Here is a 12726-nt window from a genome sequence, read left to right on the forward strand (position 1 = left end):
CCGCAGAGGACCACCGAATTCACAACAAAAAGAATTTTATCATAATTTTCTATGCATAGCAAGGAGTTTTATTGTGCGCGGGCGAAGGGGGATTCGCCCGCGCATTTGGTCATTTCCCTAATCCATAACGCTAAACATCGAATTTCTATCTCTTTTTATTTTACTTCATCTCCAGCTTGGTCAGCAAATTCAGCACCGCCTGCGCACCCTCGGCTCGGGTCGCGTAAGCTTTAGGGGAGAACTTTCCGCCCCCTTGCCCTTTCATAAGCTCTAGTACCGCGGCTTCGTCGACCGCTTTGACCGCCCAGGCGGATATTTGCCCCCTGTCCTTGTATGTCATCGATGGAGATGCGGTTATCGCTTCTTCGGTCATTCGGTAAGCGCGCATCAGCATAACGGCCATTTCTTCGCGCGTCATCGGATCGTTCGGCGCAAAGCCGCCCGTCGCTTTCCCGTTCATCAGGCCGTAATGATGGGCCGTCGTCACCGCCGACTCATACCAGGCTGCGCGTTCCCGATCACTAGCAGCCCTCTCGTCCCGAACGTCCAAATTCAATCCCCGAACAAGCATGGCCGCAAACTCCGCCCGCGTAAGCTGCCGGCCCGGATGAAACTCCGCTGCGCCGGTCCCGTTTACGATGTGCCGGGCCGCAAGCTGCTTCAGGGCAGGCTCCGCCCAGTGACCTACGAGATCGGTGAACGTCTTGTCGAACTCCAGAACGGCGTAATGTCCGGCATGCGTGATGTCCGCTACGAGTTTCCCTCCCGTCCGTTGGCCGGGAATATAGATGAGCGAGCCGCCGTCGGTCAACCGGTATATTCCGGCCAGATTGCCGTCGATATGGCTATCCGGATCCAGCGAGATCGAGATCGTGACGGGCGCCGGGAATGGTTCCGGCCCGCTCGTTGTTCCGTCTTTCGTAATAACGGCGATGCCCAAATCAATGATTGCGCCGCCGCGCCGTACCGTACCGGTATCCGCCACCTTCGCCCACAGCGGGTCCAACTCGGATGCCGCCAACTCCCGCAGCTTGATCGAGATGAACGCCTCCCGGGACGGACCTTCCAAGGTCTGTTTTCCCACGGCCTGAAGCAGTTTGGACGGGATCGTCAATGCGACACCGGCTCTTCTCAGCTCAAGCGATTTGGAGCCGAGCAGTTCCCCCGCATTGCGCGGAAGAATCGCTTCCTGGTCACCCGCCTCCAGGAGAATGGTTACCTTCGCATCGCCGCCTTGTAGCGTTTGCCCGTCGACTACTTTTCGGCCGGGAGCCGCCGGCCAGTGATCGGCCGTCGATCCGGAGGCAGCGTCCGAGCCCGTGCCACCGGTGCCGGAGCTGGAGTTGCCGCCGGAGCCGGAGTTGCCGCCACCCGCCGGAACCGGAGCTAGAATAACCGTTCCGCCATCCGCCATGGCCGGAAGCGTCACCGTGACTTTTTGCTCCGCACTCACCCGGTACTCGGATCCGCCGTACAGATCCTTCACTTTGCCGCCCGCCATAAACGGAACCGGCAAGGTGACTTGCTTGGCTTCCTCCTTCACGTGAATGGCCGTCACGAGTTGCTCCCCGCCGTATTGCTTGGCAAACGCCAGGTAGCCTTCCTCATTGGAGGCGGCGATCGGGGTACGCGCTCCCTTGGAGAACACTTTCGAATGCTCGCCCCGGATGTTCAAGAGCTTTTGATAGTGCGTGAGCAGCTTATTCTCCGCTTCAAGCCGTTCCCACGGCATGTCGCTCCGGTTTTCGCCGAGTTCCCCTTTGCTGATATCCCCTGCGTTTTTGCCGGAACGTCCGAGTTCTTCACCGTAATAAATGACCGGCTGGCCCTTTGCCGTGATTTGCATCGCTGCGGCGGCCATCAGTTTGCCTTTATCCCCGTTGACATAATGGGTCAAAAAACCGTCCTCGTCATGACTGCTGAGGAATTGCCCCATCATCCTCGTATTGTCCAGCCGGGCTTCGCGCTCGGCGAGGTAGGCCTCGACCGATTCAACGTCGCCATTCGCCAGTTTTCTCGCCTCGTGCTTAAAGCCAAAATCGAGCAAACTGTCCATTTGACCGCTCTGCAGCTGCCCCCCGTCGCTTTGGACGGTAGCGCCGTAATATTCGCCGAGCAGTTTAAAATCGGGGTCGATCGCCGTGAGCGCATTTTTAAATGCCTTCCAAGTCGTATCATCGACGTGTTTGACCGTGTCCACCCGGAAATAGTCGAACGTATCCCCCCGGTCCGTTCTCGCCCGCTCAAGCCAACCCGCCTGCCATTCGATCACTTGCTGCCGGACCTCCGGATCTTCGGTTAACAAATCAGGCAGCCCGGCGAGTTCGCCTTTCACCGGGTCCGTATCCGCCGAGACGCCGTCCGTCCGCAGCATGCCGGCAAACCGCTCCTTATCCTGCTGGGTGACGCCCGGAGCGTCATCCCCCGGTTTTAGTCCATATCCGGTATGATTGAGAACCACATCGACCATGATTTTTATGCCGCGGTCATGCGCTTTGTCGATCAGCTCTTTCAACGTTTCCAAGTCGCCCAAGTGCTCGTCGATCCGGGTAAAATCTTTAGCCCAATAGCCATGGTAGCCATACTGTTTGCCGTTAAATCCAGCTCCCACATTATAATCGATGTTATCGACAATGGGCGTAATCCAGAGCGTGTTGACGCCTAAGGTTTCCAAGTAATCCAACTTGTCGATCAAGCCCCTGAAATCTCCGCCGTGATAGGCTTCCAGGTGATTTTTGTCCACTTCCGCATTGTTGGCGGGGTCACCATCCATAAACCGGTCTGTCAGAATAAAATAAATCCGCGCCTCATCCCAGTCAAAATCGGCCTTCCCCGCCTGCGCCCGCGTGCTAACGGTCACCTTGGCCGTACCCGAGTGGCGGTTGCCGTACTGGTCGACCAGCGTGACCGGTATGCTCTTGTTCCCCGGCGTCACCGTATCCTTCACGGCGATGCTTTGCTCAAGAAGCTGCGGATCAAGCTTCACCTTGGCCGGTCCGCCCAGCTCCGAAAGGTCGATATGCGCCTCCTTGAACGTCACCGATTCGGATTCGGACGTCATCGCCTTGATGCTCAACACCGCGTTTTCATCCGCCGCGATAGTCCCCGGATTCACCTCCGCTTCGACGGTAACCTTCGGTACCGAGAAGACAAGGACGGATTTCCCGTTCACCGTATTTTTCGGATCGGTCAGCTCGCGGGTTACCCCTTCTCGGGTGACCAAAAACGTATATTCGTACGTTCCCGGGGCCGCCCCCTTCAGGGTGTAGCTGAACCACTCTTTTTCCGGGATATACCTCAGCGTTTCCGCTTTTCCGTTGATCACGACTTTCACTTCGGATATCGTATCGAGGCGGCCTTCACGAAACAGCTGATCGTCCCGATACAGGAACGTGATGTTGCCGTCCTCAAGGACAGGTCCCTGAATACTCGGCAAAATATCCAACGCATGCACCATGCTAGTTACATTGACTTTTGTAAAACCTTCCCCCGGGGTAAGCGGGATGATCCGGTCGTCCGGAATATCCTGCTTGGCCGTGCTCCAATCCGTTCCCTTCCGCAGGACGAATCCTACGTTTGTGGCGTCGGGAGACACCTCGATCAGGGCCGTCGCGATCCCGTTTTCGATTTTGTCAAAACGGATTTCGTCGTTCTTCACTCCGGTATTCCACACCCACAAGTTCCAATCCGTATAATCGCGATCCGGACGGATGTAGTTCAGCTGTACGTACCGCTTGGCGTCTACGGCATCGGCGGTCACTGTAACGGTGATCTCTTTTTGGAAGCCGCCGTACGTTACGGAAATGACCGCAACCCCCTCCGCGTTCCCTCGGACCAGACCGGTACTAGTCACCGAGGCGACCTGCGGACGGCTGGAGGCGTATACCGCCTGCTTGGTTACCGTTCGTTTGCCGCCGTCCTCATAATTGGCATAAACCGCCGTTTGGTGCGTCTTTCCGATGGGCAAGGAATAGCTGTCCTTGTCGACCGACAAGCCTTGAATTACGGCTGCGGCCGCATCGGTCCGGATGACCACGGCCGTTAGAGGTTCCAGTGTGATCGAGCCCGCGGTTAGCGTAAATCCGGACTTTACCGTAACGGGATCTTTGCCGGCCTCATCGTCGTCGACAAGTACGGCGCCCGAGGTCAGATCTTCGGAAAGCGTTAGCGTCCTGGCTTTATTGTCGGCATTGACAAAGACATAATAGTTGCCGGTGCCGTCCGTCGCTTTATTTTTGAACGCGATAACGAGATCCTGCGCATTTATTTCAGGAATCTGCAGCGATGTCACATTCGTATTGACCAACGCTTGGTCGCCGAGCCGGAAGGCGTCCGTCGATTTTCTTAACTCGATCAACCCTGCCGTGTACTCCTTGGTTTTCACGTGCTCGGGATAAACGTTCGCATCCGTGGCCTTGGTCCAATCGAACTTGTTAACGGCGTCGGAAGAATCGTAAGAATCATGGATAAAATAACCGAATGATTTCCCGTTTTCATCCTTCAATTCGTGATACTTCTGCTCCGGAACCCCCTGTCCATGCCACTGCTTCGTCCGTCCATATTCCTGTCCGGCATGGAGAAAGGCGGTGCCTTGAGACACCAGAGTAAGCAAATTGCCGAGCCTTAACCGCTTCAATATTTCCGCTTCATTGGCTGGGACGGCCGGATCCTTCCTGGTCGCCTGAGCGATGATATCATGCAGGGTCAAATTATCGTGAGCTTCGATATATTGGACCATGTCCCCGGGATCATCGGCCGGCGTGTTGCCGGGCTGGGCTTTTATGTTTTTGAAGATCGTCTGAATGTCGCGTGCGCCCCCGGTGATAAACCTGGGCTCCCCCTCGCTGCCGTATCCCGATTTTAGTTCATTGCGAAACTCGTCGGAGAAGACGCCGACGTCGTCCGTCTGATCCATCCAATCCTGGTCCGCGCCTTTGCCGGCAAGGGACGGATCGGATATCGCGCCGCTGAACGTCTTCCAGCCTTCACCGATAAACAGCGCTTTCGGATGGATCGCGGCAGCCGCATTGTAGGCGTTTTGAACCGCCTCATAGGTGGCGTCCCCCATCATATCGAAGCGCATCCCGTCGATTTTGTACTCGGTGAACCAATACTTGACCGAGTCGATCATCAATTTTTCAGCCATTTTACGATTGGTCGCCAGATTGTTGCCGAAGCCTCCGATAAAGTTGCCGTTCTGATCCTGGAATGCGTAATAATTAGGTACGATGTCATTGAGAAAATCCGCCTTTGCCATATGCGTGTAAACCACGTCCAGGATGACACCCATGCCCGCATCGTGAATCGCATCGATCATCGCCTTCAGCTCTTTGATGCGCAGATGCGGATCGGCCGGATTTTCGGAGTACGCGCCGTCCGGGGAAAAATAACCGTGCGGATCATATCCCCAGTTATACTCGTTGTCCTTAGCGGAGTAAGCGGCTTCCCGGCTTTTCATATTGGCTTCATCCCCGTAATACCAGGCCATAACCGGAAGCAATTGAACATGCGTCACGCCAAGGGATTTAAGGTATTCCAGCTTCTTGGCGAAAGCATCATACGTTCCCCAGGTAGTCTGGTGCAGATCCGCGGCGACGGCGGGATCCGAAGTGAAGTCACGAACATGAATTTCCCAAATCACCGCATCTTCCCTTTGCTCATAACCCGGAATATCCGCGAAATCAAACCCCGGCGGATTCGTTTCAGTTAAATCTACGATCGCCGCCTTACCGACCGGATCCCCGTCGGGCCCTACCGTGCCTTTGGTATTTACTCTGAATTCCGCCATCGACTTGGCATACGGATCCAGCACCTTCTTGGGGACCCCGTTATGGGTTACCTCATACTGATAGAAGTAGCCTTTGAAGTCCGGAATCCCCATATCCCCTGGTTTTAACGCAAGCGACCATACCCCCTTGTCGCCTTTGTCCAGTTCGAGGGGTACTCCGACAGAACGGACCGCGTCATCTTTATCAAAAACTTGAACGGATACCTTTTCGGCCAGCGGCGCCCATAGTTTTAACTCCGCTCCGCCCGCCCGGTAAGTCGCACCCAAATCATCGCCGTCATAGTAGTACAGCTCATCCAGCATTCTCCAGCCGCTCACGGCCGAGACGGTTTTCCCCGCGTATGTTACTTGAAGCGGTAGTTCTTCCAAAGTGAACGAGGCTTCCACCTCTACGCTTGTCGCCCCCGTCATATTCACCCGTTGGACCGTAACGGCCTGGCCGTCCCTGTTCATGATTTGCAGTTCCTGCTTTAAAGTCTCGGGCTCCAAGCCTTCGGTCGAAGTAAGACTCAGCCGCAGTTTTCCTGCTGCCACAACTTCCGCCGATACGAGTCCGGTCGGAGTCTCCCCATAAGGGGAAACATAGACCGTATTGTCCCCTTCCTTTATGAACAAGTGGCGGAAACGGTCCATCATGGCAAAGCTTTTATCGCCCGCGTCCTTCCCCGCATCCCCTTTGGAAGGATCAAGCATCAGAAAACCGATGCTTTGCGCACCGCTCTTCAGCTTGACGTCCACATAAGCGCCAAAGCTGTCGCGCTGCGCGCCCGTGAACATCGTAGCTCCGGTCGGCCAATCGCTGGACGGGCTTTCGACATCGCCCCACAACCAAACCCCAAAAGCTTCATATTGCCGATCCTGTCTGGCGTAATGAATCCTCACCGTATCGGCCGGAAGCTCGACCGGCTCAAAGCTGTATGCCGTATCCGTCCCTTCCTTCAGCCAAACCTCATTCATCTGCGGCGATACCAGTTCAACGACTTTATCGCCGCCATCCTTGTCACCGGTTTTCGTGTTGACGACAACCATCCCTATCTTTTTAGGGGAGGCCGCCAACGGGATATCGACATAGGCTCCGTAACTGTCCGTTTGCCCGTCGGGAAAAGCGGTCGCCCCTCCAGGCCAATCCGTGGACGGAGCCGCCACGTCCTCAAACAGCCAGAGCCCCAAATTGCCGTAATCCCCGTCCGTCCGGTTATAGTGAACCCGTAAATGGTCGGCGGGCACCGGGTTCACGGAACCCGGATTTCCGGAAAGCGGAGCGGCGAAATCTACGGAGACTTTATGGTCGATCGAATTATACAAAAAAGTGACTTCGCGATCTTCCGTCAAAAAAAGCGGTTCCTTCGCACTCGGATATACCTCGCTTGCCGGTCCATCTCCCAGGCTGATCTGGAACTCATGAGCCCCGGCATACACCACGGCCGTTACCGAATACACTTGGTCATAGTCCGGATCCTTCAGAATCAGCTCCGCTTCCGCTGGAGGCCGATTTGCGGATTCGCCGATTCCGTGCTGGAAGCTGCCGGTCACTCGCGGCAAATGATCCGCCGATAGCGGTTTGTAAACTGTGGAATCCGCAATCCGGTGTGTGTTGTGATTGTAATAAAAGGTAACCTCGGTATCCCCGGTCAAACGAAGCTGGATTCTCCCCTCCGAACCAGCCCCGCCGGGATGACTATAGTGAGCGCTCCCATAGCTTTCTTTCCAATCGCCGTCAATGGCCACCTTATACTCATATGTACCGGCCGGCAATGTTCCGGTGAACCTATACTCGCCGTCGCCCACATACGTCATCTCGGTGGCCGCCGCCGCGGGATCCCAATCCTTGCCCGCTCCGAGACGCGTTTGCAAATCGCCTGCCAGAACAACCTTCGCCTGAGTTGTTTCCGCCTTGGCGGCGGGAGGGATCCAAATCATCGAGACAACCAGCGAAACAACTACCAGAATAGCCCAAACCCGCCTACCTGCTGCATCCAACCTCAACCTCATTGTGCATAGCCTCCTTTTTGTTTCGGGAATCGACAAAATTCATGCAAACGCTTGCGCAAATAAGTTTAAAGTCCCCTGCCCCTTTTATGGGACAAAGCCGGACAATTCCGGTAACTCGCGGCTTTCAGAGATGATTAAACAACGTATATGTAAGCGCTATACTGAAAACGTTTGCATTTCTCATTTTATTCATCCTTATTCTGTCCGTCAACCGTTAATTTTGAATGACATAGCCTCATCAAAAATTGCTATAAGCAGCTATTATAGACGGATTGAATCCGAAGTCCTACAATTTCTCAAACCGCCCTCTGAAATAGCGGCCTTTTGGGGCGTTATTTCAAGCCGATTCGGCTCCACGGGGAAAATAGCGGTCAAAAAAGTCTTATTTCCCAGATGCAGGCACCAAAATCAAGGTTTGGCCTGCTTTTTCCAAAAATAAGGGCCTAAAACTCCGCTATTTCTCACTGCCCAGCCGAGTTCGACAAAATAAAGGCCTAAAAGACCTTTATTGATCTGCCCGGCTGTCCAAGCCGTAACGGAATTGGCCATTTTCTTAATTCTTGAGGGAGGAAAAAAGAACCATATGGCGAAATAAACCAAGGAAATTTCAACCATGAAAGGAAATGAGGTTAGGATGACAAAAAAAATAGTGACCTTCATACTGTCCTGTACGCTTGTGCTGACGATGTCCGTGGGGTCCTCAACCGCGGCCGAAAAAGACAGCTTTGCGGCGGCAACGAAAGCAACTGCGAATAAAACTGCAACGACTAAAAAAACGACGACGAAAAAGAAAACGACGACATCCAAATCGAAGAAAACAACAACCAAGAAAAGAACAACAACCACCACAAAGAAATCGAGCAGTGACGTGTACTACAAAAACTGTTCCGCTGCCAGAGAGGCCGGTGCCGCACCTCTTTACGAAGGTGATCCGGGATACCGTAAAAAATTGGACCGCGACGGCGATGGAATAGCGTGCGAATGAAGTAAACGATGCGGGGCTCTTAATGATAAGGGCCCCACTAGTAAGAAAAAAATAATTTATATACATCCTGGTTTGCGGGATAGCAGAAAGGGTGTCCTTCTGATGGAATATAGCGTTCATGAAATACTAAAAGGATTAAGGCAAAGAATTAATGAAAATAATGAATTGATTATCCAAACTACGGGTGGAAATGTTGAGAAGGCTAGATAGGTTGAACTAAAGAATTGGCGTTGGGGAAGGATATGAAATAGTTTCGGAGATACGTCACCGACATCCCCACATCATTAACGGGAAAATCTCCCGTTAATGTACCGATCTTGGCTCTTCTACCGGATTTAGCTGGAAAAACTCCATCTATTTCGCGGCCCTATTACCGATATACTCAATTTCAAGCGAATTAGCGGGAGGTTCTCCAGCTATTTCGCCTCTAAAGCCGCATATGCACCAAATTAACTGGAGTAATTCCTTTTAATTCTAATGAGCTGCAGGTGAAAAATGTGAAAAGAACCCTCTACACTGCTGTCTATTGCCTCATGAGACATCGTAGTAGGAGGAAACGAGAACCCGCTGCGTCAATTATAAATTAAAGTGGGTGTGATACGCGAAAAGTACGCAGTCTCAAACCCACAGACATCCAAATCCGTATTAAGCCCACTACTACCAAGGTGCCTGGTGCGCTTCCAACTCCAAAAGATGCAAATCTGCAGGTATTTAGGCCGATCCACAAGGGTATGCGAAAAAAGATGCAAATCTGCAGGTATTTCTAGCGATTTTAGAGAAACGAGCTAGTTTCGTCGAAAATTCCTGCAGAATCGCAGGAATTTTGAAATTTTTGCTCCGAACAGGAAAAAAACTTGCAGATATGCAGGAATTCTTGTTAGCCAAGGTTGCCTGACGAGGCACCTAGTATGCAATTCAAAAGTCAAACTATAGATCCCACCTCCGAAGAGATGAACGCGAAATCTACAAGGGATTTGCGGTATGAGACCGAAAAAACTACTTTAGTACGGAAAATTATCCTCAGGGGTGCGCGTTTAATTCTTGCAAGGGTGTGCGCCTATGAAGTATAATCGTAATGTAAATTGTATATGGAGGCGCAAATCCTTCGCCTGAGCTACCGAACAATGTCCGGGAAACCGCGTAAACACGCGAATTTTAACACTTAACTTATCGGGGTATGGCGCAGTCAGGTAGCGCGCACCCTTGGGGTGGGTGAGGCCGTGGGTTCGAATCCCGCTACTCCGATCATATCAACCAAACAAAAACACCTTATTCGGGTTTCTACCTGAATAAGGTGTTTTTTCTAGCCTCTATTCTTATAGAAAGACGTCTCCGACACCGCCGTGAGATGATCTCTTCCCTTTTTATTCGTAGGGCAGTACTTCGCTTAACAGCTCCTGTTCCGTCTCGAGCGGATCGATCAAAAATTCAAGCATGATGATAACCTCCTTGAAGTAAACCTTAGGTTCGTTCACCGTAAAATTTTAAAATATCATCCACAGTCATAAATACATCGTCTTCCTGTTGGGTCGTTTCCTGATCGGAAAACGGCTGCTGCTGTACAGATTCCGTCTGGTTCACATGTTGTTCCATATTCACTTGCCTCCTACATTCCTTGCAACCCTTGCGACCCTCATCGAACGAAGGTCCTGCAATTTTATTTACCCCGTTTGGACGTGAATGTAACACCCCGCGCACTCCGCATTTCCACATTAGGTTTTCATTATATGCCGCAAGCCTGTAAAAGGTGACCGTTTCTATGTCATCGTCATGTTCGCCACCCCACTTTCGCCATCGGATCACCAAGTTCATCCTATGAGTACGATGCGACGTCCTATTCCCCAAGTAAGAAAAAAAGAACCGCAGCCTCATCGACGACGGTTCTCCTTGATGGATTTATTTCAATTTTCTTTTATTCCTGCATGTTCCGCCCGGATTCTTTCTCGAATTCCTCCAGCCACTTCCGGTCTTTGGGGGATAAATCAAGATTCTCCAACAGATCGGGCCGGCGCTGCCAGGTCCGGCGCAGCGCTTCTTTACGGCGCCAGTCGGCCACATTGGCATGATGTCCGCTCAGCAAAATATCCGGCACCTTCCAGCCGCGAAATTCCACGGGACGCGTATAATGGGGATATTCCAGCATCCCCGTGCTGAACGAATCCGTGACGGCACTCATTTCGTTGCCCAACACGCCGGGGAGCAGACGGGTGACACTGTCGATAATGACCATGGCCGGCAGCTCTCCGCCGGTGAGTACATAGTCGCCGATCGACAGCTCGTCGGTTACCAGATGCTCGCGGATCCGCTCGTCATAGCCTTCATAATGCCCGCAAATGAAGATCAAATGATCCTCGGCGGCCAGTTCCTCCGCCTTCCGCTGCGTAAAGCTTTCTCCCTGCGGGCACATCAGGATGATCCGCGGAGGGCGACCCGCTTCCTCCCCCGCTTCCCTACGTCTTTCCAGCAGATCCTCCACCGCATGAAAAATGGGCTCCGGCTTCAGCACCATCCCCCCGCCTCCGCCATAGGGCGTATCATCCACGCTGCCGTGCTTGTTTCCCGCATAATCGCGGAAATTCACCGCGTGCAGGTTGACAATGCCTTTTTCCCGGGCTTTCCCCAGAATGCTGCTGTGAAACACGCCTTCAAACATTTCCGGAAACAGGGTCAAGACGTCCATGCGCATGTCAGAGCAGTCCTTCCATCAGATGAATCTTGACGAGCTTCGCTTTGACATCCACATCCAGGACCACCTCATCGATCACAGGGAGCAGGAGCTGCTTGCGATTAGGCTGCTTCACGACCCACACATCGTTGGCCCCCGGGCGCAAAATCTCCTCGATCACGCCGAGTTCGCGGCCCTCTTCGTCCACGACCCGGCACCCGATAATTTCGTGGAAGTAATACTCGTTTTCCGGCAGCTCCACACTTTCTTCCTTCGGCACCTTCAAATCATAACCTTTGTATTTTTCCACGTCATTGATATTTCCGTATTCCTCAAACTTCACGATATACATCTGTTTGTAAGGTCTGGCCGCCGCCACAGTTACCTGAATGGGACCGCCCTTTTCGGGATCGATCATCAACAGCTTCGACTTCGGCGCAAAGCGCACCTCCGGAAAGTCGGTATGGAGCAGCACCTTCAATTCGCCGCGAATGCCGTGCGTATTCACGATTTTTCCTACCTGCAATAATGAGTCCGACATTTTTACCTCCCAAACAACTTTTCGCAATTTCGCCGCAGTCCTGCGATAGATCCGCCCGAACTTCGGTTTGAGCTATATTCTATTCTGTACGGGTGGCTTCTCCCGTTTCCCTCAAGCTTCAGCATGTACGAAAAAGGGCTAGGACAAACATCCTAACCCGCTTTCGTATATTTTTAAGACATGATGTCCACGGTAACCCGCTTATCCATCTTAACGGCTGCCGATGCCACAACCGTGCGGAGCGCCTTGGCGATTCTCCCCTGTTTGCCGATCACTTTCCCTACATCGTCGGGATGTACGGACAGCTCATAGACAATCAGGTGTTCTTTCTCCACGACCTCCACACGGACATCGTCCGGATGATCAACAAGAGCCTTCGCAATAACGCCGACTAATTGTTCCATTAGGACCCTCCGAAATCAGCAATTATTTTTGCTGCTTAAGCTCATGAAATTTCTTCAGCACGCCTGCTTTGCTGAGCAGGTTGCGAACGGTATCGGATGCTTGCGCGCCGTCTTGCAGCCATTTCAACGCTTTCTCTTCGTCGATGTTCACTACAGCCGGTTCAGCAACCGGGTTGTAGAAACCAATCTCCTCGATAAAACGGCCGTCACGCGGGGAACGGGAATTCGACACCACGATACGATAGAAAGGAGCTTTATGAGCACCCATGCGTTTCAAACGAATACGAACTGCCACGAAATTCACCTCCTTTAAAGAATCAAATTTAAATCTATTTCATCCGGCAATCGAAC

General features: G+C 52.7%; 6 protein-coding genes, 1 tRNA gene and 1 pseudogene. 2 read left to right on the forward strand and 6 right to left on the reverse strand.

The genetic code is table 11. From position 1 onward, the window contains the following. Positions 1 to 160: 160 nt before the first annotated feature. Positions 161 to 7780, reverse strand: coding sequence for a pullulanase (locus FRY98_RS01425; protein WP_148449888.1), 7620 nt, complete (start codon positions 7778 to 7780; stop codon positions 161 to 163). A gap of 862 nt (positions 7781 to 8642) precedes the next feature. Here FRY98_RS01425 and FRY98_RS29375 point away from each other — a divergent pair. Then, a pseudogene (locus FRY98_RS29375) lies at positions 8643 to 8765 on the forward strand (excalibur calcium-binding domain-containing protein); the annotation flags it as partial. A 1171-nt stretch (positions 8766 to 9936) separates the two neighbouring features. Continuing rightward, positions 9937 to 10010: transfer RNA gene (locus tag FRY98_RS01435), tRNA-Pro, on the forward strand. A 216-nt stretch (positions 10011 to 10226) separates the two neighbouring features. Here FRY98_RS01435 and FRY98_RS29155 read toward each other — a convergent pair. From FRY98_RS29155 to rpsP, 5 genes are all read right to left on the reverse strand, one after another. Continuing rightward, complete coding sequence (locus FRY98_RS29155) at positions 10227 to 10358, reverse strand: hypothetical protein (protein WP_263639163.1); 132 nt, start codon at positions 10356 to 10358, stop codon at positions 10227 to 10229. 319 nt (positions 10359 to 10677) lie between these two features. Continuing rightward, complete coding sequence (gene trmD, locus FRY98_RS01440; RefSeq protein ID WP_148449890.1) at positions 10678 to 11451, reverse strand: tRNA (guanosine(37)-N1)-methyltransferase TrmD; 774 nt, start codon at positions 11449 to 11451, stop codon at positions 10678 to 10680. A gap of 1 nt (position 11452) precedes the next feature. After that, positions 11453 to 11971 (reverse strand): ribosome maturation factor RimM, encoded by a 519-nt coding sequence (gene rimM / locus FRY98_RS01445; RefSeq protein ID WP_148449892.1) that lies wholly within the window; start codon positions 11969 to 11971, stop codon positions 11453 to 11455. Between the two features lie 173 nt (positions 11972 to 12144). After that, a complete protein-coding gene (locus tag FRY98_RS01450) occupies positions 12145 to 12375 on the reverse strand; it encodes a KH domain-containing protein (protein ID WP_068780674.1) in 231 nt (76 codons plus the stop codon). A 22-nt stretch (positions 12376 to 12397) separates the two neighbouring features. Continuing rightward, positions 12398 to 12670 (reverse strand): 30S ribosomal protein S16, encoded by a 273-nt coding sequence (gene rpsP / locus FRY98_RS01455; RefSeq protein ID WP_148449894.1) that lies wholly within the window; start codon positions 12668 to 12670, stop codon positions 12398 to 12400. Positions 12671 to 12726 lie beyond the last annotated feature (56 nt).

It is taken from the genome of Paenibacillus faecis (assembly GCF_008084145.1).
Classification (GTDB): Bacteria; Bacillota; Bacilli; order Paenibacillales; family Paenibacillaceae; genus Fontibacillus; species Fontibacillus faecis.